The sequence below is a fragment of the Paractinoplanes globisporus DSM 43857 genome (assembly GCF_000379645.1).
GTDB lineage: Bacteria > Actinomycetota > Actinomycetes > Mycobacteriales > Micromonosporaceae > Actinoplanes > Actinoplanes globisporus.
The window spans coordinates 257,728-280,546 of record NZ_KB903328.1; the positions used below are offsets into that span (position 1 = coordinate 257,728).

At 71.2% G+C, this 22,819-nt stretch carries 25 protein-coding genes; 13 read left to right on the plus strand and 12 right to left on the minus strand.

The annotated features are described in order from the left end of the window. Positions 1-11: 11 nt before the first annotated feature. The 4 genes from A3CQ_RS0138290 (at position 12) to A3CQ_RS0138305 (ending at position 4,241) form a co-directional block, all read left to right on the plus strand. Positions 12-995: a TIGR03617 family F420-dependent LLM class oxidoreductase gene (locus A3CQ_RS0138290; RefSeq protein WP_020516262.1), complete on the plus strand. Its 984-nt coding sequence runs from the start codon at positions 12-14 to the stop codon at positions 993-995. 448 nt (positions 996-1,443) lie between these two features. After that, positions 1,444-2,445, plus strand: coding sequence for a sulfotransferase family protein (locus A3CQ_RS0138295; RefSeq protein ID WP_020516263.1), 1,002 nt, complete (start codon positions 1,444-1,446; stop codon positions 2,443-2,445). A 66-nt stretch (positions 2,446-2,511) separates the two neighbouring features. Continuing rightward, the gene (locus tag A3CQ_RS55545) at positions 2,512-2,961 is read left to right on the plus strand and encodes a hypothetical protein (RefSeq protein ID WP_020516264.1); all 450 of its coding nucleotides are present in this window, start codon (positions 2,512-2,514) and stop codon (positions 2,959-2,961) included. Positions 2,962-3,044: 83 nt separating this feature from the next. After that, a complete protein-coding gene (locus A3CQ_RS0138305; RefSeq protein WP_020516265.1) occupies positions 3,045-4,241 on the plus strand; it encodes an ABC transporter permease in 1,197 nt (398 codons plus the stop codon). A 66-nt stretch (positions 4,242-4,307) separates the two neighbouring features. On the opposite strand, the gene A3CQ_RS0138310 is transcribed toward A3CQ_RS0138305, so the two are convergent. Next, entirely contained in the window at positions 4,308-4,688 is a 381-nt protein-coding gene (locus A3CQ_RS0138310) for a DUF427 domain-containing protein (RefSeq protein WP_020516266.1), read from the minus strand. A gap of 51 nt (positions 4,689-4,739) precedes the next feature. Between A3CQ_RS0138310 and A3CQ_RS0138315 the strand changes: the two genes are divergently transcribed. The 3 genes from A3CQ_RS0138315 to A3CQ_RS0138325 all read left to right on the plus strand — a co-directional run bounded on the left by A3CQ_RS0138315 (position 4,740) and on the right by A3CQ_RS0138325 (position 6,150). Then, a complete protein-coding gene (locus tag A3CQ_RS0138315; RefSeq protein WP_026206672.1) occupies positions 4,740-5,201 on the plus strand; it encodes an aminoacyl-tRNA deacylase in 462 nt (153 codons plus the stop codon). Positions 5,202-5,249: 48 nt separating this feature from the next. Then, positions 5,250-5,600, plus strand: coding sequence for a UBP-type zinc finger domain-containing protein (locus tag A3CQ_RS0138320; RefSeq protein ID WP_020516268.1), 351 nt, complete (start codon positions 5,250-5,252; stop codon positions 5,598-5,600). Between the two features lie 73 nt (positions 5,601-5,673). Continuing rightward, positions 5,674-6,150, plus strand: a complete 477-nt coding sequence (locus A3CQ_RS0138325; protein ID WP_020516269.1) for a GvpU-like protein — start codon at positions 5,674-5,676, stop codon at positions 6,148-6,150. Here A3CQ_RS0138325 and A3CQ_RS61330 read toward each other — a convergent pair. Further along, positions 6,048-6,557: a DUF6114 domain-containing protein gene (locus A3CQ_RS61330; RefSeq protein ID WP_040433861.1), complete on the minus strand. Its 510-nt coding sequence runs from the start codon at positions 6,555-6,557 to the stop codon at positions 6,048-6,050. The genes A3CQ_RS0138325 and A3CQ_RS61330 overlap by 103 nt on opposite strands. Continuing rightward, positions 6,557-7,192 (minus strand): DUF6230 family protein, encoded by a 636-nt coding sequence (locus A3CQ_RS0138335; protein WP_020516271.1) that lies wholly within the window; start codon positions 7,190-7,192, stop codon positions 6,557-6,559. The genes A3CQ_RS61330 and A3CQ_RS0138335 overlap by 1 nt, the downstream gene beginning before the upstream one ends. 280 nt (positions 7,193-7,472) lie before the next feature. On the opposite strand from A3CQ_RS0138335, the gene A3CQ_RS0138340 reads away from it, so the two are divergent. From A3CQ_RS0138340 to A3CQ_RS58135, 3 genes are all read left to right on the plus strand, one after another. Beyond that, a complete protein-coding gene (locus tag A3CQ_RS0138340; protein WP_020516272.1) occupies positions 7,473-8,153 on the plus strand; it encodes a hypothetical protein in 681 nt (226 codons plus the stop codon). 149 nt (positions 8,154-8,302) lie between these two features. Further along, positions 8,303-10,516 (plus strand): glycoside hydrolase family 9 protein, encoded by a 2,214-nt coding sequence (locus A3CQ_RS0138345; RefSeq protein ID WP_020516273.1) that lies wholly within the window; start codon positions 8,303-8,305, stop codon positions 10,514-10,516. Positions 10,517-10,574: 58 nt separating this feature from the next. After that, positions 10,575-11,183, plus strand: coding sequence for a DUF2087 domain-containing protein (locus tag A3CQ_RS58135; protein WP_020516274.1), 609 nt, complete (start codon positions 10,575-10,577; stop codon positions 11,181-11,183). Here A3CQ_RS58135 and A3CQ_RS0138355 read toward each other — a convergent pair. Beyond that, a complete protein-coding gene (locus A3CQ_RS0138355; protein WP_026206675.1) occupies positions 11,114-11,986 on the minus strand; it encodes an LLM class flavin-dependent oxidoreductase in 873 nt (290 codons plus the stop codon). The genes A3CQ_RS58135 and A3CQ_RS0138355 overlap by 70 nt on opposite strands. Before the next feature lies 1 nt (position 11,987). Further along, positions 11,988-13,007 carry an aldo/keto reductase gene (locus A3CQ_RS0138360; RefSeq protein WP_020516276.1) on the minus strand — a complete coding sequence of 340 codons (1,020 nt, stop codon included), beginning with the start codon at positions 13,005-13,007 and terminating at the stop codon, positions 11,988-11,990. A 108-nt stretch (positions 13,008-13,115) separates the two neighbouring features. Here A3CQ_RS0138360 and A3CQ_RS0138365 point away from each other — a divergent pair, with 108 nt between their 5' ends. Next, positions 13,116-13,673 (plus strand): TetR/AcrR family transcriptional regulator, encoded by a 558-nt coding sequence (locus A3CQ_RS0138365; RefSeq protein WP_020516277.1) that lies wholly within the window; start codon positions 13,116-13,118, stop codon positions 13,671-13,673. A 67-nt stretch (positions 13,674-13,740) separates the two neighbouring features. Further along, entirely contained in the window at positions 13,741-14,637 is an 897-nt protein-coding gene (locus A3CQ_RS0138370) for a helix-turn-helix domain-containing protein (protein ID WP_020516278.1), read from the plus strand. A 224-nt stretch (positions 14,638-14,861) separates the two neighbouring features. On the opposite strand, the gene A3CQ_RS55555 is transcribed toward A3CQ_RS0138370, so the two are convergent. Then, the gene (locus A3CQ_RS55555; RefSeq protein WP_020516279.1) at positions 14,862-15,437 is read right to left on the minus strand and encodes a hypothetical protein; all 576 of its coding nucleotides are present in this window, start codon (positions 15,435-15,437) and stop codon (positions 14,862-14,864) included. Between the two features lie 518 nt (positions 15,438-15,955). On the opposite strand from A3CQ_RS55555, the gene A3CQ_RS0138385 reads away from it, so the two are divergent. Then, positions 15,956-16,582, plus strand: a complete 627-nt coding sequence (locus A3CQ_RS0138385) for a hypothetical protein (RefSeq protein WP_169516338.1) — start codon at positions 15,956-15,958, stop codon at positions 16,580-16,582. A 19-nt stretch (positions 16,583-16,601) separates the two neighbouring features. Here the strand turns inward: A3CQ_RS0138385 and A3CQ_RS55560 are convergent, their stop codons facing one another. The 6 genes from A3CQ_RS55560 to A3CQ_RS0138415 form a co-directional block, all read right to left on the minus strand. Then, positions 16,602-18,194: a DHA2 family efflux MFS transporter permease subunit gene (locus A3CQ_RS55560; RefSeq protein ID WP_084699410.1), complete on the minus strand. Its 1,593-nt coding sequence runs from the start codon at positions 18,192-18,194 to the stop codon at positions 16,602-16,604. Positions 18,195-18,297: 103 nt separating this feature from the next. Then, on the minus strand, positions 18,298-19,278 hold the full coding sequence (locus tag A3CQ_RS0138395; protein WP_020516282.1) for a branched-chain amino acid ABC transporter permease: 981 nt from the start codon (positions 19,276-19,278) through the stop codon (positions 18,298-18,300). Next, positions 19,275-20,138, minus strand: coding sequence for a branched-chain amino acid ABC transporter permease (locus tag A3CQ_RS0138400; protein WP_020516283.1), 864 nt, complete (start codon positions 20,136-20,138; stop codon positions 19,275-19,277). The genes A3CQ_RS0138395 and A3CQ_RS0138400 overlap by 4 nt, the downstream gene beginning before the upstream one ends. Continuing rightward, positions 20,138-20,842 carry an ABC transporter ATP-binding protein gene (locus A3CQ_RS0138405; RefSeq protein WP_020516284.1) on the minus strand — a complete coding sequence of 235 codons (705 nt, stop codon included), beginning with the start codon at positions 20,840-20,842 and terminating at the stop codon, positions 20,138-20,140. The genes A3CQ_RS0138400 and A3CQ_RS0138405 overlap by 1 nt, the downstream gene beginning before the upstream one ends. Further along, positions 20,839-21,588: an ABC transporter ATP-binding protein gene (locus tag A3CQ_RS0138410; RefSeq protein ID WP_020516285.1), complete on the minus strand. Its 750-nt coding sequence runs from the start codon at positions 21,586-21,588 to the stop codon at positions 20,839-20,841. Before A3CQ_RS0138410 ends, A3CQ_RS0138405 begins: the two co-directional genes overlap by 4 nt. 4 nt (positions 21,589-21,592) lie before the next feature. Continuing rightward, the gene (locus A3CQ_RS0138415) at positions 21,593-22,762 is read right to left on the minus strand and encodes a substrate-binding domain-containing protein (RefSeq protein WP_020516286.1); all 1,170 of its coding nucleotides are present in this window, start codon (positions 22,760-22,762) and stop codon (positions 21,593-21,595) included. Positions 22,763-22,819 lie beyond the last annotated feature (57 nt).

Below are 22,819 nucleotides of genomic sequence, written 5' to 3' on the forward strand. Positions count from 1 at the left end.
ATTAGTTTCTGATGCTGGTTGACTTCGCGGCAGGGGTGTCGGCGTCGCCTCTCGAGGTTGAGGCCGCGGCCGTGCGGGCCGAGCGGGACGGATTCGACGGGTTCGGCGCGGCCGAGAGCAAGCACGACGTGTTCACGGCGCTCACCCTCGCCGCGCGGGCCACCGAGACGATCACGCTGCAGTCGGGGATCGCGGTGGCGTTCGCGCGCAACCCGATGAGCATGGCGGTGCTCGCCAACGACCTGCAGCTGATCTCGCGGGGGCGGTTCCAGCTGGGGCTCGGGTCGCAGGTGCAGGCGCACATCGAGCGGCGTTTCGCGATGCCGTGGGGGCGGCCGGCCGCGCGGATGGCCGAGTTCGTGGCCGCGGTGCGGGCGATCTGGGACGCCTGGCGCACGGGGGAGCGGCTCTCGTTCCGCGGCGAGTTCTACCGGCACACGCTGATGACCGACTTCTTCAACCCCGGCCCCAACCCGTACGGCAACCCGCCGATCCTGCTCGCGGCCGTCGGCGAGCGGATGACCGCGGTGGCCGCCCAGGTGGCCGACGGCCTCCTCGTGCACCCGCTGACCAGCGTCGACTACCTGCGCGAACGCACCCGGCCGATGCTGCGCGACGCCCGCGAGGGCTTCAGCGTGTCGCTGTCCGCCTTCGTGGTGCTGGGCGAGGACGACAAGGCGCGCTCCCGGGCCGAACAGGCGGTCAAGGCCCAGATCGCCTTCTACGCCTCGACCCCCTCCTACCGCCCGGTGCTCGAGCTGCACGGCTGGGGCGACCTCGCCGACCAGCTCAACCACCTCTCCCGCCGCCAGGCCTGGTCCGAGATGGCCGACCTGATCACCGACGACGTCCTCGACACCTTCGCGGTCGGCGGCGACGTGGCCCGCGGCCTCCGCGACCGCTTCACCGGCCTGGTCGACCGCATCTCGTTCTACACCCCCTACGAGGTCTCGCCCGACCAGCTCCGCTCCCTCCGCGAGTCCCTGGCCGCCTGACCCCCGCCGCGAGTCCCTGGCCGCCTGACTCCCGCCGCGCCGCCCCCAACCACCAGCCGCGCCCTTCCCGGTACCTGCCCCGCGCACCCTTTGCTCTGCGCACCTATACGCGCCCCGGCACCCCTCCGACCAGCGAGCCCGTCCAGGTAAGCAGAGCAGCGCGTCCTGGTGCGCAGAGCGGCGCGTCTTGGTGCGCAGAGCAGGGCGTATAGGTGCGCAGAGCAGGGCGTATGGGTGCGCAGAGCAGGGCGTATGGGTGCGCAGAGCAAAGGGAGCGGAACTGGCATCCGGATGCGGGTGCGTGTGGTGAGACGGGTGGATTCACAGGGGCGCGACAGGCTGCGGAGCTTTCGCGCACAGGGTGGCCGCCGATGCTTCCCTCATCGCGCATCACCCCGCATTAGCGAAATGTCCGGAAATAGCGTAATCCTCCCTTAAGGTGTGCGTCATGCTCACTGACCGCCCCATCTTCGTGGTCGGCTGTCCCCGGTCGGGGACGACGATGTTGCAGCTCATGCTGCACGCGCATCCGAGGATCGCGCTGCCGCCGGAGAACCGGTTCGTGTTGCCGGCGTATCACCGCCGGCACGAGTTCGGGGATCTGCGCGATCCGGCCAACCGGCGTGATCTGGCCCGCTGGATCGCGACCACGCCGCAGTTCGCCGACCTCGGCCTCGACGAGGAGCGGGTGGTCGACGCGGTGATCGGCGCGCCGCCCACGCTCGGCTCGGCGCTCGGCACGGTCTTCCGGCTGTACGCGGAGCGCTTCGGCAAGCCGCGCTGGGGCGACAAGCGCCCGGCCTACCTGCGGCACCTGCCCGAGCTGCTGCGGATGTTCCCGGACGCGCAGGTCGTCAACATCCTGCGGGACGGCCGGGACTGCGTGGCGTCGCTCAAGGAGGCGCCATGGAGCTCGCCCGACTTCACAAGCCACGTCGACGCGTGGGCCCGGTCGGCGGACGCGTCGCTGCGGGCCGCCCGCCGCTACGGCCCGGACACCTATCACGCGCTGCGCTACGAGGACCTGGTGGAGGACCCGGAGAACGAGTTGCGCACGCTGTGCCGCTTCCTGGGCGAGGAGTACGACGCGGCCATGGCGCATCCCCAGCAGGTCGCGGCGGTCGCGGTTCCGGATTACAAAACCTGGCACACGCGTACGCGTGAAAGCGTCACCACCACCCGAGTGCGCAGCTGGCGGCAGCGCCTGACCGCGGCCGAGATCGAGCGGTGCGAGGCGGTCTTCGGCGATCGGCTGGCCCAGTTCGGCTACGACCCGTCGACCGGTGCCCTGCCGACGGCCGCCGACCGGGTCGCCCGCGCCAGCCTCGCCGTGCGCGACCGGCTCGGCCCGATGCGCGGCGCGGTTCGCGATGCCCGGGCGGCTCTCCGTCACCGCCACCGCGGCCCGGCGATCGCGGCCCGCCTGACGAGCGGGCAACAGGCGCGCTGAGCCGGCTCGTTCTTCCCCCCTCGCGCCGCGGCACCCCCGCCGCGGCCCCGAAGAACAGGAGAACCTGTGTCAGCATCCGCCATCCTGCACCGCAATCGGCGTCTGGCGGCCGGCCTGCTCACGGCGGTCGCCGTGGCGTCGCTGGCCGCCTGCGGGTCCGACGACTCCAGCGGCTCCTCGACCGGCACCGGCACCGGCACCGGCACCGGCACCGGCGGCGGCGGCGGTCAGATGGCCGCGTACATCCAATGCCTCTCGCAGAACGGCGTGACGATCACGATGCCGTCGGGCGGACCGAACGGAACGCGCCGTCCGTCCGGCGGCGCCCGGCCCTCCGGCGCGCCCGAGGGGGCGCCCGACGGCGCGGGAATGCCCTCGGGCGCGCCCGGCGGCGGGGGCGGTCGAGAGCTGACCAAGCCGGACGGCGTGGACGACGCCACCTGGACTAAGGCGACCGCGGCCTGCGCGAGCCTGAAGCCATCCGGCGGCAACGGCGCGAACAACGCCGCGAACTGACCGTAGGCCGGGGCGGTCTCCGGCCGCTCCGGTCGTACGATCGTGCCGATCACCCACTAGTTTGACGAGGTGGTGGCGGCGCGATGAGCCTGTACGAGATCATCCGGTTCGCGTTGCGCGGCGTGGCGGTCAACAAGCTGCGCTCGGCGCTGACGATGCTGGGCATCCTGATCGGCGTCGCGGCGGTGATCCTGCTGGTCGCGGTGGGCAACGGCTCGGCCAAGGCGGTCGCCGACCGCATCTCCGCGCTGGGCACCAACACGCTCACGGTGATGAGCAGCAGCCGCGGGGCCGCGACCGGCGGGCTCACCCTCAAGACCGCCGACGCCCTGTCCGATCCGGTGCTCGCGCCCGACGTGAAATCGGTGTCGCCGGTGGTCAGCACCTCGTCGACCATCGCGTACGGCAGCACCTCGCACACCGTCAACTCGTTCGTCGGCACCACGCCCAGCTACTTCGCCGCCTCGAACACCCCGGTCGCGACCGGCTCGGCCTTCAGCGCCGACGACAACGCCCAGGGCCGCCGGGTCGTGGTGATCGGCCAGACCGTCGCCGAGGACCTGTTCCCCGGCGTCGACCCGGTCGGCGAGCAGGTGACCGTCGGCGGCGCGCTGTTCACCGTGGTCGGCGTGCTCGCCGAGAAGAGCTCGGCCGGCGGCTTCCAGGACGCCAACGACGTGGCGATCGCCCCGATCGTCGCGGTCCGGCAGGTGCTCACCGGGTACGGCACGCTCACCTCGATCCTGGTCGAGGCGGCCGACTCGAAGATGGTGACCACCGTCCAGTCGGAGATCGGCGTCATCCTGGACCAGCACGTGCCGCCCACCTCGAGCGGCAGCGCCGGCTACACCATCCGCAGCGCCTCGCAGCTGCTCGAGACGCAGACCGCGACGGCCGACACCTTCACCACGCTGCTCGGCGCCGTCGCCGCGATCAGCCTGCTGGTCGGCGGCATCGGCATCACCAACATCATGCTGGTCACGGTCACCGAGCGGACCCGGGAGATCGGCATCCGCAAGGCGCTCGGCGCGCCCCGGCGGACGATCCTCACCCAGTTCCTCATCGAGGCGACCATGCTCAGCTTCATCGGCGGCGGCCTGGGGGTGGCCGCCGCGCTGATCGGCGTCCACTTCACCATCGCCGGGGTCACGCCGGTGCTGGTGCCCAGCTCGGTGGCGCTCGCGCTGGGCGTCTCGATCGTCATCGGGCTGTTCTTCGGCGGGCTGCCGGCCGCCCGGGCCGCCCGGCTCCGGCCGATCGACGCGCTGCGCTACGAGTAGGAGAAACAGCGAGTACGAGAAACGGCCAGGAGCCGGCCGGCCCGTGCGGCCGGCCGGCCCCGACCGTCACGGCGCGGTGATCTCGATCGAGTCGACCCGGTTCGGGTAGAACGCGATGTGGTCCTTGATCTGCTCGACCGCCTCGCGCGGCTTGCGGTACTCCCAGATCGCGTCCACCGACTTCGGCCCGCCCACGGGGATCGAGTAGTAGCTCGCGTCCCCCTTGTACGGGCAGTAGCTCTGCGTGCCGGTCGGTTCGAGCAGCGACGTGTCGACGTCGGCGAGCGGGATGTACTGCACGGCCGGGTACGTCGACTCCTGCAGGGTCAGTGCCGCCCCGGTGTCGGCCACCACCTTCCCGGCCACCGTGACGACGACCCGCCCGTTCGTCGGGGTGATCGTGATCGGGTGGTCCGGTCCGGGGTAGAGAACGGGCCTGTCGGCCATGACGCCTCCTCATTCGGAAATGTCTTCGGGTTCCACGTTAGTGTCGATCTCATGCCGGGACCCGCTGAGACAGCAGCCATCGCGTTGGGCGTCCGTCACACCGTCGTGCGGCACGGCCCGGTGAACAGCGTTGCCGAGGCCGCGGCGGCGCAGGGTGTCGACGTACGGGATCTGGTGAAAACGATCGTGGTGCGGAGGGCCGCGGACGACTATGTCTTCGTGCTGGTCCCCGGCGACCGGCAGATCTCCTGGCCCAAGCTGCGCGCCCTGCTCGGGGTCAACCGGCTCTCGCTGCCCGACGCGGCCACCGCCAAGGACGCGACCGGCTACGAGCGCGGCACGATCACCCCGTTCGGCTCGGCCAAGCCGTGGCCGGTGATCGCCGACGAGCGCACCCGCGGGCGCACGATCAGCCTGGGCGGCGGCGAGCGCGGAGTGGGCCTGCAGGTGGCCGCGGACGAGGCGGTCACGGCGCTCGGCGGAAGCTTCGCAGATGTGACCGAGAAGGCGTGACGGAGGCGACACCTGCCTGAAAGTCCGGCAACGGGTACCTTCAGCGGTGTGACGACCGACAACCCGATCCAGCCCGACGTGCCCCCGTCCGGAACCGGCTGCGTGGAGTGCCTCGACGGCGGCGGCTGGTGGTTCCACCTGCGCCGGTGCGCGCAGTGCGGGCACATCGGCTGCTGCGACAGCTCACCGGCGCAGCACGCCACCGCGCACTGGAAGGCCACCGGCCACCCGGTCATCCAGTCCTTCGAGCCCGGCGAGGACTGGTTCTGGGACTACTCGCGCGACGAGGCCGGCTCCGGCCCGCGGCTCGCGCCGGCCGACAGCCACCCGGAGGACCAGCCCGCTCCCGGCCCGGCCGGTGCGGTGCCCGCCGACTGGCGCTCCCACCTGCACCGGTAATCCCCGGTTTCCGTCCGGCGCCCCGTCCGGCTGGCCTAGAGTCGGCACGGGGAGCCTGACACGGGGGTGTGTGGTGTCCGATCCGATGCTCGACTCGATCACGAGCCGCTCCGACTGGAGCGAGCCGGACAGCGTGCTCGGCACGTACGTGGCCCAGATGGACCGTCTGACCAAGCCGGTCGACCCCGGCGTGCCGCTGACCCTGTCCGTGCACGGTCTGCTGGTCAGCGGCGACCTGATCCCGCAGTGGCAGTGGTTCGCCGAGGTCAGCGAGCTCAACGACTACGAGGACGCCTTCTACACCGGCATGGCCGAGCACATGAAGGAACAGTCCGACCTCGCGCACGACGCGATCCGGGTGCGCGACATCGGCGGCGAGGTCACCCACCGTCAGATGAGCGCGCTGCTGGCCCCGACGAAGTACATCCACCTGCGCAACACGCGGATCTACTCGCCGGACAGCAAGCCGGGCGACGGCCGTCTGTGGCGGGGCCGGCTCTGCGACGTCTCCGGCTGGACCCCGGGCGGACCGGGCGCCTCCGCCGGCTGAGAGATTTCCTCCGGCTCAGGCGTTTCCTCGGGCATTTCCTCCCGTACGCCGGAAGCGGGGTTGTATTTGGTCGGGGACCAGGCGAACGCCAGCGCGCTCCCGACCAGCGCCAGCAGCAGCCCGATCACGAACCCGCCCAGGTTGGACGTGAGCCACGAGGCGAGCGCCAGCACGGCCGCGACCAGCGAGTAGAACAGCTTCTGCGCCGGGTTGAAGATCAGCAGCACGCCGAGCAGGCCGAGCAGGATCGGCAGCAGATAGCCGATGAAGCCCTGCATGCCGACGTGCACGACGACCGGCAGCGGCGCCTTGACGGTCAGGAAGATCTCGAGGCCGCCGAGGAAGACGAACAGCCCGCCCCAGAAGGGACGGGCGTGCCGCCAGTGCCAGAACGCGGACCGGGCCATCAGCACTCGCTGCCGCTGAACGCCATCCGCAGGTGCGGCAGGGTGAACCGGGCCGCGGTGGTGGCGTAGTTGTTCTGCCGCAGGTTGTCGATGTCCACGGTGTCGGCCTGCTGGCCGAAGACGCCCTCGCCGCCCTTGATGGTCTTGCCGGTCGCCGGATCGGTCACCTTGTCGAACGTGCTCGCGTCCTGGCCGACGTTGATGTTGCCGAAGTCGGCGTCGCCGGAGATCAGGTCGGAGTCGACGACCAGGGCCCGGGCCTGGACCTTCTTGTCCGCGTCGCCCGCGGTGATCTTCAGGTTGATGCCGCCGAGCGAGACGCTCTGGCACAGCTTGGTGAGCTCGGCCTGGTTGATGGCCGAGACGATCAGCACCATCTGACCGCCGGTGTCGCCCTCGTTGGGGCTGTTCGGGATCATGCTGTCCAGCGTCGCGTACTGCTCGAAGCCGTCGCCGTGCAGGTGGGTCGCGGTGACCGTGAACGGCATGCCCGAGATCGAGAAGTTCGCCGCGAGCACCCCGTTCGCGGTGAGCGCGACCAGTCCGGCGGTCACCGCCCCGGTGATGGCGAGCATGCCGCCGAAACGCTTCCAGCGGACGCCGCCTGCGGCGGGGACTTTGTCCGTCGTGGTCATCCGGGAACTCCTTTTGTGGGTCGAAAACAATCTGGCGGAATTGTTTTGTAGCTCGGCGACAATGGCCTTCGAAATCGTCGCGCGCCTATACAGCGGACCGAAGTTACCGCTCGGTATCCTTGCGGTCAAGGGGTTCGTACCAGGTATTTCACGGCCTGAAAGGTTCGGTCGCGATCGGGTTGACTCGCCAGTAGCAACGGGCATATACATCGACGGCATTAATCGTCATGTCGATCGGAAGCATTGTTTCCGGTCGATGTGAGAGGTAGGGAGGAGCACCATGCGTGCGTCCAGAACCGCACCGATCGCCGCCCTCGCGCTGGCCCTCGCGCTGGCCCTCGTGGCCTCGCCGGCCCGGGCCGACGACCCGGCGGCGGTCCTCACGACCGGCGCCGCCGGCATCGACGGCGCCAACGTGGCCGTCGGCGACGTGCTGAACGCCTCCGTGGCGGCCGGCACCACGGCCAACTTCGCCAACGCGGCCGGCGGCTCGACCGGCGTCAAGTGCGCCGTGTCGGCCTTCACCGCCACCGTCGTCGACAACCCGGCCGCGCCCGGCGTGGCCACCGAGTCGACCACCGGTCACACGTTCTCCTCGTGCACCGCCAACATCACCGGCGTGACCAAGGTGAACAGCGTGACCGTCGACAACCTGCCCTTCGGCACCACGGTGGACAGCGCCACGGGCGCGGTCACGGTCACCGGCACCGACACGGCGCCGATCCAGACCACACTGTCGCTGGGCACCATCCTGGGCTCGATCACCTGCGTCTACCGGGCCACCAACGGCTCGATCTCCGGCGTCGCGTCCAACACCGACAACTCGATCTCCTTCACCGACCAGGCGTTCAGCAAGTCGTCCGGCTCGTTCCTCTGCCCGGGCTCCGGGTTCTTCACCGCCACGTACGCCCCGGTGGTGGACACCACGGTCGAGGGTGGCCCGGTGGTCTTCACGAACTGATCGAACTGATCGAACCGATCGAACCGATCACTCCGGCTTGATTCTCCTATGGATGCCGTTCACGGCCGGGGTTTCCCCCGAGGCCCCGGCCGTGAACGCGCTGTTTCCGATGCGTTGACACTGCGTGAGACCACCATCAATATGTCTGCATGCCTCTATGGGAGCGCTCCCGAATAGTTTCCGTCCTCACCGCGGCCTCGCTGCTGACCCTCGGCGCCGCCGCACCCGCTCTGGCCGACGAGGTCGAGCAGGTCAAGAACGGCGGGTTCGACGGCACCACCGATCCCTTCTGGTCCACCGCGGGCATGCCGATGACCCTCACCGACGGGCAGGCCTGCGTGGATGTCCCCGGCGGCACGACCAACCGCTGGGACGCCGCGATCGGGCAGAACGACGTGCCCCTGGTCGCCGGCCAGTCCTACCGCTTCAGCTTCGACGCGTCCGGCGACGCGGGCCACGTGGTCCGCGCGATCGTCGGGCTCGCCGTGAGCCCCTACGACACGTACTTCGAGCAGTCGCCGATCCTCGGCGGGCTGACGCACTACTCGTACACCTTCACCGCGAGCACCGACACCGCCCAGGGCCAGGTCGCGTTCCAGGTCGGCGGCAGCGCCGACCCGTGGCACTTCTGCGTCGACAACGTGTCGCTGGTCGGCGGCGTGCCGCCCGAGGTGTACGTGCCGGACACCGGCCCGCGCGTGCGGGTCAACCAGGTCGCGTACCTGCCGTCGGGCCCGAAGACCGCGACGGTCGTGACCGAGACGACCACCGCCCTGCCCTGGCAGCTCAACGACGCCAAGGGCAAGGTCGTCGCCCGCGGTACGTCGGCACCGCGCGGCGTCGACGTCTCCTCCGGCCAGAACGTCCAGACGATCGACTTCGGCCGGTACACCCGCGCGGGCAGCGGGTTCACGATCACCGCGGACGGCGAGACGAGCCGGCCGTTCGACATCGGTGGGGCCGCGTACCAGAAACTGCGGGCCGACTCGCTGAAGTTCTACTACACCCAGCGCAGCGGCATCGCGATCGACGACGCGCTGCGGCCCGGTTACGGCCGCGCGGCCGGTCACGTCGACGTCGCGCCCAACCAGGGCGACGGCAACGTGCCCTGCCAGGCCGGCGTCTGCGACTACACGCTCGACGTGCGCGGCGGCTGGTACGACGCCGGCGACCACGGCAAGTACGTGGTGAACGGCGGCATCTCGACGTGGGAGCTGCTGAACGAATACGAGCGTTCGGCGAGCGTACGGAAAGTGTCTCTGTCGATCCCGGAAAGCGGGAACCGGACCCCGGACATCCTGGACGAGGCCCGCTGGGAGCTGAACTTCCTGCTCAGCATGCAGGTCCCGGCCGGCAAGCCGTACGCGGGGATGGCCCATCACAAGATCCACGACCAGAACTGGACCGGCCTGCCGCTGCTGCCTTCGCAGGACCCGCAGCCGCGCGAGCTGCACCCGGTCTCGACCGCCGCGACGCTCAACCTCGCCGCGGTGGCCGCCCAGGCCGCCCGCGTCTACTGCACATACGACCCGGCTTTCGCGGCGCGGGCTCTCAAGGCCGCCCGCACGGCCTACGCGGCGGCCAAGGCCAACCCCGCCCTCTACGCGCCCGAGTCGGACGGCAACGGCGGCGGCGCGTACAACGACAGCAACGTGACCGACGAGTTCTACTGGGCGGCCGCCGAGCTGTACCTCACCACCGGCGAGAAGTCGTTCGCGACCGACGTGCTCGCCTCGCCCCTGCACACGGCCGACATCTTCGGCGCGGGCGCCTTCGACTGGGCGGCCACCGCGGCGGCCGGCCGGCTCGACCTGGCCCTCATCCCGAACCACCTGCCCGGCCTGCCCGCGGTCAAGGCCTCGGTGGTCCAGGGAGCGGAGAAGTATCTGGCCGTTCAGAAGGCCCAGGCGTACGGGGTTCCGTACGCGCCCGCGAACAACATGTGGGACTGGGGCTCGAACAGCATCGTCCTCAACAACATGGTCGTGCTGGCCGGCGCGTACTCGCTGACCGGCAAGGCGAAGTACCGCGACGCGGTGCTGACCGGCGTCGACTACGTGCTGGGCCGCAACGCGCTCAACCAGTCGTACGTCACCGGCTACGGCGAGGTGAGCTCGCAGAACGAGCACAGCCGCTGGTACGCCCACGAGCTCGACCCGTCGCTGCCGCACCCGCCCGCGGGCACGCTCTCCGGCGGGGCGAACTCGTCCATCCAGGACCCGTACGCGCAGAGCAAGCTCACCGGCTGCGTGGCCCAGTTCTGCTACATCGACGACATCCAGTCCTGGTCGACGAACGAGGAGGCGATCAACTGGAACGCGGCCCTGTCCTGGGTCTCCGCGTTCGTCGCCGACCAGGCGTAGTTGTCAGGCCCGGTTATTTCGAATGCGCATGCCGTCACCCGGTGCCTAGGGTGGCGGCATGCCCGCTTCCGCCTCCGCCGACGCGGCCCGCGCCGCCGAGATCCTCGCCCAGCTCTGCGCCCCGCCCCGGCTCGCGGCCTTCGCCGAGCTGGTCCGCCGGGGCAAGGACGGCGCGACCCTGGCCGAGCTCGCCTACGCCCTCGACGTCCCGGTGCAGCAGGCGGGGGAGGCGTGCGCCCGGCTGACCGGCGCGGGCCTGGCCACCGGCACGGGCAACGGCGTCTACCGCGCCGACCTCGGGGCGGTCCGCGAGGCGGTCGCCGCCGTCGACCGGATGCAGCCGATCGCCCCGCTTCTGGGGGAGTACCCCAACCTACGCAGCTTCTTCGCGCACGGCCGGCTCACCGCGCTGCCGCCCACGCTGTCCGACCGCTATCAGCAGATCGGCGAGCTGTTCGCCCGCTTCCTCGCCCTCGACGGCCTGCACGACGAGGACGAGATCAACCGGCGTCTCTCCGCGGCGACCGACGACGTGGCCGGCGTACGCCGGATGCTCGTCGAGACCGGCTGGCTCGAGCGCGACCGGGCCGGCACCACCTACGGCCTGGCCCGCCCGCTCCCGGCGATGACCTCGTCGGCCAGCCACCGGGCGACCCCGGCCGGGTAGGGCGGAGCGAGCCCGAGCACGATGTGGCCGAAGCCGGCGCCGACCGCCTCGGCGATGGCGTGCCGCGTCTCCTGCGGCCGGTCGTAGAACGCGGGCAGGTAGATCGAGCGGACGATCTCCTTCGGATCCCTCCCGAGCTCGGCGCAGTACCGATCGAGCAGGGCGCTGCGCTCGGCCGCGTCGGCGATGTCACCACCGGGGATGTTCCAGATGTCGGCGTGCTCGGCGACCACCCGCAGCACCGCCTTCGACCGTCCCGCGATCAGCATCTTCGGCGGGGCGGCGGGCTTGGGATTGCCGAAGGCCCCGGTCAGGTCGATGTGCTCGCCGTGGAAGTCGAACGGCTCGTCCTCGGTCCACAGGCGCCGGATCACCGTGCAGGCCTCGGCCAGGCTCTCCACCGAGTGGGCGAAGTCGTGGAACGGCAGGCCGTGCGCCTCGTACTCCCGCCGGGCGATCGGATGCCCCGGCCGCGAGCCCGCGCCGATGCCGAACTCGAGCCGCCCGCCGGAGACCGCGTCGACCGTCGTCGCGATCTTCGCGAGCATGGCCGGCGGCCGGAACCGGTTGCTGGTCACCAGCACGCCCATCCGGAGCCGCCCGGTGAGCGCGGCGAGGGCCGCCAGCAGCGTCCAGCCCTCGTACGTCGGTCCATCGGGATCCCCGAAGATCGGCATGAGGTGGTCGTAGAGCCACGCGTGCTCGATCTCGGGTATCCCGTCCGCCTCGCGCCAGACGCGCACGATGTCCGCGTACGCAACCTGTGATTGTGCCGTCGCGATCCCAAAGCTGGTCCCGGGCATGTCAGCGCCTCCGCAGGGCCGGGTCGAGCAGGGCCGGCGGGGTGTCGAACTTCTCGTCCGGCGCCAGGTCGACGCCGGGCGCCACGATCTCGTCGATCGCGTCGAGGACGTCCGCCGGAAGAACGGTCTCGGCGGCCTCGAGCTGGGAACGCAGGTGCCCGACCGTGCGCGGGCCGATGATCGCACTGGTCACGCCGGGGTGCGCGGTGACGAAGCCGAGCGCGAGCTGGATCATCGTGAGGCCGGCCCGATCGGCGACTTTAGCGAGCCGCTCGACGGCGTCCATGCGCTGCCGGTTGGCCGGGATCGCCAGGTCGAAGCGCTGCGGCATGAGCGCCGAGCGGTGGGTCGTGACCTCGCGCCCCTCGCGGACCGCCCCACTCAGCCACCCCGACGCGAGCGGGCTCCAGGCCAGCACGCCCAGGCCGTACTCCTGCGCGACCGGCAGGACGTCCGCCTCGATCCCGCGCTGCAGGATCGAGTAGCTGGGCTGCTCGGTGACGAAACGACCGAGCCGGTTCTCGCGCGCCGCCCATTGGGCCTGCACGATCCGGTACGCCGGGTAGGTCGAGCTGCCGAAGTACCGGATCTTCCCGGCCCGCTGGAGGTCGGTCAGCGCGTACAGCGTCTCCTCGTCGCTCGTGCCGGGGTCCCATCGGTGGATCTGGTACAGGTCGACGTGGTCCACGCCGAGCCGGCGCAGGCTGTCGTCGAGGGCCGTGACCAGCCAGCGGCGCGAGCTGCCCCGCCGGTTGCGCTCGTCGCCCATCGGCATCCACGCCTTCGTCGCGAGCACGAGGTCGTCCCGGCGTCCGGCGATCGCCTTGCCGACCATCTCCTCCGACTCGCCCTGCCCGTACGCGTCGGCGGTGTCGATGACGTTGATCCCCGCCTCGAGGGCGGCGTCGACGATCGCGGTCGCCTCCTCCTGCGTGGTCCGCCCGATCGACCCGAAGTTCATGGCGCCGAGCACGAGGGTGCTGACCTGCACACCCGTGCGGCCCAAGGTGCGGTATCGCATGCTGGTCCTCCGTGGCATCCTGGAAAAGCGGAATCACGTTCCGCCTTCTCCTCCACGATACGGAACGACGTTCCGTTTCCCCTCGAGAGTGACGGAGGTAACACCCCGATGGCCGACGCTCCGCGGAAGCGGGCCGACGCCCGGCGCAACGAGAAGTCGCTGCTGGCGGCGGCCGCGTCGGCGTTCGTCACCTCCGGCGTCGACGTGCCGGTCCGCGAGATAGCCGCCCGCGCCGGCGTCGGCGTCGGCACGATCTACCGCCACTTCCCGACCCGCGCCGACCTGGTCGTGGCCGTCTATCGCCACCAGGTCGAGGAATGCGCGCTGGCCGGCCCCACCCTCCTGGCCTCCTGCGACTCGCCGCACGAGGCCCTGACCCGCTGGATCGACATGTTCGTCGACTTCCTCGTCACCAAGCACGGCCTGGCCCAGGCGCTGAAGTCCGACAACGGCTCGTTCGCCACCCTGCACGCGTACTTCCTGGACCGCCTCGTCCCGGTCTGCGGCCAGATCCTCACCGCCGCCGCTTCGGCCGGCGAGGTCCGCCCCGACATCGAGCCGCTCGAGCTCATGTTCGGCGTCGGCAACCTCTGCATCGGCGCCGGCTCCCAATACGACCCGCGCCGCATGGTTGCCCTCCTGATCGCCGGCCTGCGTCTGGCGTGAGTGGCGGTCCTGACGGTTACCGGTCTGTCCGGTCCCGTTCCGGCTCGGCCGGTGGTATTCATCAACGATGCCGCGGCACGATCAGACCAGGGAACGGGCGAGCGGGACGCCGGTGTCCGCCGATGCGGAGGGGCCTGCGCTCCGCCGCCGGCGGCTGGGCGCGGAGCTGAAGCGCTGCCGCGAGGTCGCCGGGCTCACCCAGGAACAGGTGTCACGCCGGTTCGAGTGGCACGCCGCCAAGGTGACTCGCATCGAGACCGCGCGGGTCGCGGTGACGCCGCGCGACGTCAAGGACCTGCTCGACCTTTACAAGGTGCGGGACGGAGAGTACCGGGAAGCCCTGACACAGCTCGCCCGCGCGGGACGCGAGCGGGCCTGGTGGTCGGAGTACCGGGACCTCGTCCCGGTCGGCGAGTTCACCCGGCTCGAGGCGGACGCCTCGGTGATGCGCAACTGGGAGCCCGTGGTCGTGCCCGGGTTGTTGCAGACCGAGGGCTACAAGCGTGCGCTGTTCTCCGCGTCGCCCGGCAATCCGCGTGCCCATGTCGACCGGATGGTGTCGTTCAGTCTCGCCCGGCAGCGCCGGTTGACCGACGACCGGCCGCTGATGTTGTCGGCACTGATGGACGAGTCGGTGATTCACCGGCGGATCGGCGGCGCCGGCGTGATGGCCGGACAACTGCGGCACCTGGTCGCCGTGTCCAGGCTGCCGACCGTGGACCTGCGCATCCTCCCCTACGACGCGGGCGAACACCCCCTGCTCGGAACGGCCGTGGCAATTCTCGAGTTCCAGGACGCCGCCGACCTGAATGTCGTCTATGTCGAGCAATACCGTGGCACGCACCACTTCGTGAAGGACCAGGCCGAAGTGGCGCGATGCCAGGAGCATTTCCGGCAACTGACCGAAAAATGTCTCGATGAGCGCCGGACGATCGAGCTCATCGAGCGCGCCCTCGGCGGGTGAGGCCCGCGGCGACATCGAGCCCCGCGCCGCATGGCCGCCCTCCTCCGCATCCCCTGATTCAAAAATGCCAGACCCTTCGCACGTACGACCCGGCATCTCCCCGCCAAAATTTCCCAGCCCCGCCGATCACCGCGACCTCGCTGCAACACCGGGCCGCAGCGCGCCTCTCGCGTGAGCGACCCCCACACCCAGACGCAAGGCCCGGCGGGCGTCGGACCCGCTTGTCAGCTATCCGGATGATCTACAGCGTTGCGCTGCAACTCCTGCGTGTACTCCAGCCACGTCGACCGCGCCTGTACGGTGGCCGGCGAAACCCCCAGGCTGTCACGGGCTGCCTGGTAGAACCTGGTACGGGCGTCGCGGTGGTCGGTGTACGCCTCCCGCCAGATCCGCCTGTCAACGTGCGCCTCTCCGCGGGCGAACGAATGCATGCGCCAGGTCTGCTGGGTGAGGTCCGCGGCAGCAGCGATCGTTTCCGTATCGCCGAGCAGGATGACCGCGTCGTACTTCAACGACCGGTCGCCTTCCGCGTCGGACAGCATGGCCAGCCCCTCCGACTCGGACAGGTGCCGATTTGCCGTGGTGACTCCTCGTGCGGCGAGGATCAGGACGACGATGTTCACGCTGTTCTTGATCGCATTCGCGTAGTCGACGTAGGCCTGGAGGCGTCGCTCGTCCCACCGGATCGACAAAGCCCGGCGCCACCGGTTCCGTTCGGCGAGCGAGGTGAACGCGTAGGAAAGAACCGCGCCGACAAGAACACCGGCGAGCGCGAGAAGCTGTCCACCGAGGATGGTCACCCGGTCAGACAAGCATCGAGAGGCATCGCTGACACCGAAGATTGGCGAGTTGTCGCAACACGAGCGGAACACGACCCGCCGGTCTGTGCGACGCCGCCGGCTAGCTCAGCTCGCCTTTCGGAACACGGATCTGCCGGACGTCCTCGTCGCCCGGGTCATGGATGGTCTTCCCAGCGCTGGCGATCATCGATACGACCCGGCATCTTCCCGCCGATCGACGCGCCCGCTGCAACACCAGGCCACAGAGCGATTCTCGCGTGACCGACCCCCGAGCACCCGGAACCTCCGGCCGGCCAAGCCCCGGAGGCATCGCCGCCCCGGCCCGTTCGGCTCCAACGCGGCAACCCGGCCTACGCGAGCGCCTGCCGCCCGCCCTGCCATCATGTGGGGCGAACCTCGGGTATCACTTGCGCGGATGCCGATCTACGATGTGGATCACTTGACGGGGACAGATGGGCAGGTCGTCGGCGGTGCGGACGGATCTCGTCGTGCCGGCTCGGCTGACAGCGGACATGCGGATGCCTTCGCTGTCGGGCACCACTGGCGGGACGGATGTGCGATGGGTCGAGATTCCGGTGGGACGCCGGCGATTCCCGCGGCGGCCGGTGCAGCGGCTTCCGCTGGATCCGCGTAGCGCACGCCTCGCCCGGCGTTACCTCCGGGTCGAGCCGTGGGCCTCGCCGGCGCGACTGGCCGCGCTCCTCACCCTGACGACCGTCGACATCGTCGACCGGTCAGCGCCCACCCTGCCGATCTGGATCGTTGTCTGGCTTGGCGTCATCGTGTCGTCAACCCCACGCCTCAATGGCGTATTGCCACGACAATCGCCGTACCGCACCGCGGCCGGTGACCTGCGCGTGCCGGACGTTCCGATCGAGGTCGCCAAGCAATGGGTCGAGCAGAACCCTGGAGTGATCCCCACCGTCGAGCCGGATCCGCGCCCCCGGTCCCGGCGCTGGTACGCCACCTCGTCGGCGGTTCTGCTCATCTCGGCGATCGTGCTGTTCACGGTGTTGGCGAACAACGGGCGGGAAGACTCCCTCCTGGTCCGGGCCGCGGTGCTGTCGTTGTTCTTCGTCGGCATTGCCACGGCGTCGAGGATGTTGCCGCGTGGCTACATCCGCGTCGGGCACGACGATTCGTGAACCCGAACGCGCACGAACGTCAGCCACCGGGGCGGCCGGCCGGGGTCCCCGAGGGAGCCGGCGGACTGCCAGGGGCGGGACTGTGCGGCGGCTTCCTGACCGGGTCGGGGCCGTACGCGAAACCGACCACCGCGCCGAGCACGGCGAACGCGGCCGCGGCGAGCAGGACGTCGTTGAGGCCGCCGGCGGTGCCGGCACGGGCGGCGTGGATCACCGCGGCGCGGACGGCGGGTGGGACCTCGGCGGCCACTCGGGTGCCGGCGCCGGAGGCCACGGCGGCGGCGAGCCGGTGGGCGGCGTCGGGCGGGATGGGCGAGCCGGCCAGGGCGTGGTGGGTCGCGGCGGTGACGCGGGAGGCGTAGAGCGCGCCGAGCACGGCCACGCCGGTGGCCGTGCCGACCTGGCGCAGCGTGTTCGTCAGGCCGGCGGCCATCCCGGCGCGGGCCGGCTCGACCGCCGAGAGCGCCGCCGAGGCCAGGCCGGTCGAGGTGATGCCCAGGCCGATCCCGGCCAGGATCAGGCCGGGCAGCAGCACCAGCCAGGTCGAGGTGGCGGTCAGGTGGGCCATCGAGGCCAGCCCGGCCGCGGCCGAGGCCATCGCCACGCCCAGCAGCACCCGCATCGGCACCCTGCCGATCAGCCGGCCGGTCAGCAGGGCGACCGCGAAGGACGCCAGGAACAGCGGCAGGAACCGCAGGCCGCCCTGGACGGGTGAGTAGCCGAGGGTGTTCTGCATGTACAGCGACAGGTAGCTGATCATTCCGATGACCGTCGCCGAGATCGCGAACGCCACGAAGCCGGTCGCGGCGAAGCTTCGCCGGCGGAACAGACGTAGGTCGGCCATCGGGGCGGCCGCGACGCGCAGCTCGTAGAACACGAACCCGGCGAAAGCCACGGCCGCGGTCGCGAACAGGGCCACGATCGCCGGGCTCGCCCAGCCCATCGCGTTGCCGCGGATCAGCGCGAACATCAGCGCGGTCAGTGCCACGGTGACCAGGACCGTGCCCAACCAGTCGGCTCGGCCACCGGTCGGGTCGCGGGACTCGCGCAGCCGGGCCAGGCCGCCCGCGAACGCCGCCACACCGATCGGCAGGTTGACGAAGAAGATGAACCGCCAGCCCAGGGTGTCGGTCAGCACCCCGCCGACCAGCGGGCCGACGGCGCTGGCGCCACCCAGCGTCGCGCCGAAGGCACCCAGCGCCCGGGCCAGGGCGGCACCGGAGAACTCGGCGCGCAGCAGCGGCGTGGCGGTGGCGAACAAGATCGCCCCGCCGACCCCCTGCAACGCGCGGAACAACTCGAGCGCCGGCGCGGTCGTGGCCAGCGCACAGGCCAGCGACCCGACGGTGAAGACGACCATGCCGGCCAGGAACAGCCGGCGCCGGCCGAGCCGGTCACCCAGGGTGGCCGCCGGCAGCAGCAGCACGGCCAGCACCAGGGCGTAGGCGGCGCTCACCCACTGCAGGTCGGCCAGGCTCGCCCCGAGGTCCCGCTGGATCGACGGCAGCGCCACGCCGACGACGGTGATGTCCAGCAACAACATGAACGCCGCCGTGCACACCAATGCGAGGGTCCATCGCTGCCGAGACGACGTCGCTGGGACTTCTGCCATCCACCTCACCACCCTGAACGGCAATGGTCGCGAATCGTCCCCCTGGTCGCGCCAGTGACACCCCTGGCCGACACACTGGCGCCTGGCCACCGAGACGGGGGGGCTAGGAGGCCGTCGCCGACAGAGTGCGGCGCCGCAGGCCGGCCAGACCGCCCGGCACGAAGGCGACGGCCAGCACGAACAGCGTGCCCAGGACGAACAACGGCTGGCCCAGCGGGCCGGGCAGGGAGCCGCCCACGTGGGTGAGCCGCTGGTCCAGGTAGGCGTAGACGATGCCGCCCAGGAGCGCACCCCAGCGCGTGCCGGCGCCGCCCAGGACGGCCATCACGATCAGGGAGAGCGTCAGGTCGGTGGAGGCCAGGTAGGGGGTGGCGCCGCCGGTGAGCAGGACGTAGACGACGCCGCCCAGGGCGGCCAGGGCGCCGGCCAGGACGAAGGTCGCGAGCTTGATCCGGTACGGGGAGAGGCCGAGCACGGCGATGCGGCGTTCGTCGTCACGCAGCCCGGTCAGCACCCGGCCGAGCGGCGCCCGTCGGATGCCGTGGACGATCGCGACCACGACGACCAGGAACGCCAGGGCCAGCCAGTACAGGTTGACCGTGTTGGCCACGCCGACCAGGAAGCCGGGCACGGCCGCCGGGCCGAGCGGGAGGCCCTCCTCGCCGCCGGTCAGGCCACCGGGGTCGCGGTTGACGACGATCCAGCCGACCTGGGCGAAGGCGAGCGTGACCATCGCGAGGGCGATGCCGGTGACCCGCAGGGCGACCGCGCCGAGCAGAAATGCGGCGATCGCGGCCCCGGCCACCGCCAGCAGCACCGCCGTCCACAGTGGCCAGTAGAAGTGGTTTACGAGGATGCCCACGCCGTAGGCGCCGAGGGCGATGAACAGCGCGTGCCCGAAGGAGAGCAGCCCCGCGTGGCCGAAGAGCAGGTCGTAGCCGAGGGCCAGGCCGCCGAAGACCAGGCACACGCCCAGCAGCTGGAGGGTGCCGGGCGAGTTGAGCGGGCCGTCGAACAGGAACGGGATGTCGAGTGTGGACCAGGGCAGCGCCACCGCCAGGACCAGCGGGATGAGGGCTTTCATGCGGTGACCTTTCCCGCGACGCCGCCGGGGCGCAGCAGCAGCACGACGGCCAGCAGGGCCACCACGCTCACGTCGCCGGCGCCGGACGTGCCGTAGTAGTTGACGAACTGCTGGAGGAGGCCGACCGCCACCGCCGCGACGGCGCAGCCGGTGACCGAGCCGAGGCCGCCGATGACCACGACGATGAAGGCGAAGATGAGCAGGCCGGCGCCCTGGCCCGGGGAGACCGATCCGAAGTACATGCCGCCGAGCACACCGGCCGCACCGGCCAGGGCGCCGCCGAGGGTGAAGACCAGGGTGAACGCGGCGCGCACGTCGATGCCGAGGGCACTGACCATCGCCCGGTTCTCGACGCCGGCCCGGATGATCAGGCCGTAGCGGGTCCAGCGAAGGAACGCCAGCAGCGCGGCCAGCACCAGCACGGCGGCGCCGATCAGCAGGAAGCGGTCGTCGGGCACCTGCGCGCCGAGCACGCCGGTGGTGTGGGCGGTCCACGCGGGACGCGGGTAGGAGCGCGGGTCGGCGCCCCAGATCGATTGGAGGAGCGCCACGCCGGCCAGCGACAGGCCGACCGTGGCGAGCACCTGCTCGGTGGGGCGGCGGTACAGCGGGCGGATCACGACGAGCTCGACCAGTGCGCCGGTGGCCGCGCCCGCCGCGACCCCCACCGGGATTGCCGGGCCGAGCGCCCAGTGGGTGGCCACGAACCAGCCGGCGTACGCCCCGACGGACAGGAACAGACCGTGCGCGAAGTTGAGTACTCCGGCCAGTCCGAACACCAGCGACAGGCCGGAGGCGATCAGGAAGTACAGCGCGGCCAGGCCGAGCCCGGTCAGCGTCAGCAGTACCACTGTGGACATCAGGGCCTCCGGACCGTGGAGCCGACGCCGAGCAGGTCCCGGGTGCGCGCGGGGTCGCCGAGCAGTTCCTCGGTGGGGCCGTGCCAGGCGACCCGGCCGGCGGCGAGCACGACGGCGTCGCGGGCCAGCCGGCGGACGACCGCGAGGTTCTGCTCGACCAGCAGCATCGGCACCCGCTCGGCCATCCGCTCGAGGGCGGCGGCGACCGCGGAGATGACGGCCGGGGCCAGGCCCTTGGTCGGTTCGTCGATCAGCAGGAGGCGCTGCGGGTTCAGCAGGACCCGGGCCAGCGCGAGCATCTGCTGCTGGCCGCCCGACAGCGTGCCGGCGGATTGGTCTGACCGTTGCTTCAGCTCCGGGAACAGTCCAAACACCGTACGGAAATCGGGGTCTTGGGAGCGGACCGCCAAGCGCAGGTTTTCCGCGACCGTGAGTCCCGCGAAGACGCAGCGGTCCTCGGGCACATAGCCGAGGCCGTCGCGGACCAGGCGGTGGGTCGGGCGGCCGAGGGCCGGCACGCCGCCGAAGTCGACCGAACCGGTGGCCGGGATCTCGCCGAGGACGGCGCGCAGCGTGGTGGTCTTACCTACGCCGTTGCGGCCGAGCAGCGCGGTGATCCCGGTCGGCGGCACGTCGAAGCTCACGCCCTGCAGGATGTGCGAGCCGCCGAGTGTTACCGACAGGTCGTGGACACTCAGGATCACAAGGCCTCCCCGAGGTACGCCCGCTGGACCGTCGCGTCGGCCATGACGGCGTCCGGCGTGTCGCAGCCGAGCAGCGAGCCGTGGTGCAGCACGGCCACCCGGTCGGCGAGGTCGAGCACCACCTCCATGTGGTGCTCGACCATGAGCACGCCGCGCCCGCCGGCGGTGAGCCCGCGGACCACCTCGGCCAGCGCCGGCACGTCCTCGGCGCTGACCCCGGCCATCGGTTCGTCGAGCAGCAGCATCCGGGGCTCGGCGGCGAGGAGCAGCGCGATCTCGAGCTTGCGTTTCTGACCGTGGGCGAGCGAGCCCGCCGCCTTCCGGCCGAGCTCGCCCAGTCCGACCTGGTCGAGGACCTCCCGGGCCGCCGCCGCGATCTGCCGGTCGGAGCGGCGGCGCCAGGGCCGCATGCTGCCGCCGCGGGCGGCCTGCACGGCGAGCGCGACGTTCTCGGCGACGCTCAGCGAGCCGAAGACGGCCGAGGTCTGGAACGTGCGGCCGAGACCGCGACGAGCCCGCTTGTGCGGGGCGAGCCGGGTCACGTCGGCCCCGCCCATCAGCACCCGCCCGGCGCTGGGCCGGCGGAGGCCGCTGACCACGTTGAACAGTGACGTCTTGCCGGCGCCGTTGGGCCCGATCAGCGCCACGAACTCGCCGGGCCCGACGGTCAGCGTCACCTCGTTGATGATCGGCACGGTGCCGGCGTGCCAGGAGACGCCGTCGACGGCCAGCGCCGGATGGGTCATACCGTCAGCCCTTCATGGCCGCGGCCGGCGGTGCGGCGGCATCGGCGCCGATCGTGTCGGTGAGCGTGGCGGTGTCGGCGCCGCTCATCTTCGCCTGGAACATCGGCTGCAGCAGCGCGTGGTCCTCGGCGCGGACGGTCAGCGTGCCCTTGACGGAGTCGAAGCTGTAGCCCTCGAGCGCCCCGATCATCTTGTCCACGTCGTCCCCGCTCGCCTGCAGCGCGTGCACCATCATCTGGGCCGCCGCGAAGCCGTCCGGCTGGAACAGGTCGGTCTTGCCGCCGGGCACCGCCTTGGCGAGCGCCTGCTCGGCCGGGTTGTCGGTGGCGCCGTCGAAGTAGTGCGCCAGCAGGTGCAGCCGCGAGCCGGCGGCGCCGAAGACCGGCCAGGTGGCGCGGATGTCGAGCCCGGTCACCACCGTGGTCGAGGCGAGCACGCCCTGCTGGTCGAGGGCCTGCCACATGGCGCTGGCGGTGGTGCCGGCCCAGGCCACGAAGACCAGGTCGGGCGCGGCCGCCTTGGCCTGCCGGGCGAACGGGGTGAAGTCGGTGGCAGTGGGCGGGACCGCGATGCTGTCGACGGTCGCGCCGCCCGAGCCGATGACCGCCTTCACGGCCTCCACGTTGGACTTGCCGAAGGCGGAGTCGGGCGCGAACACGAGCACCTTGTGGCCGCCGCCGAGGTACGCCTTCGCGGTCTGCACGTCCTGATAGGACTGCCGCCCGGAGCGGAACGTGTAGCGGTTGAGCCCGGTGAGCGCGTCGGTGGCGGCCGGGCCGGAGACGAACAGCACCTTGTTGGTGGCGGCGAGCGGCGCCAGCTGGGTCGCCACGCCGGAGCCGGTGGAGCCGCCGAGCACCTTGTAGCCCTTGCCGATCAGGTCCTTCGCGGCGGCCACGGCCTTGGCCGGGTCACCGGCGTCGTCCGTGTAGGTCACCTCGACCGTACGATCGCCGATCTTGCCGGTGCCCTGGGTGGCGTAGGCGAGGCCGGCCTTGAACCCGTCCGCGTACTGCTGGCCGTAGCTGGCCAGCGGTCCGGACTGCGAATAGATGATGCCCACCTTGAGCGGGCCGTCGCTGCCGCCGCCGGCGGCCTGCTGGGGGCTGCCGCAGGCCGCGGCTATGAGGACCGTCGCGAGAGCCGCGCGCCGGAATGTCGCCGATCCACTCATCGGACGCCTTTCGTTACCTCGATGTTTCGCGTGGGCTCACGCTAGGTCGGCGCCCGG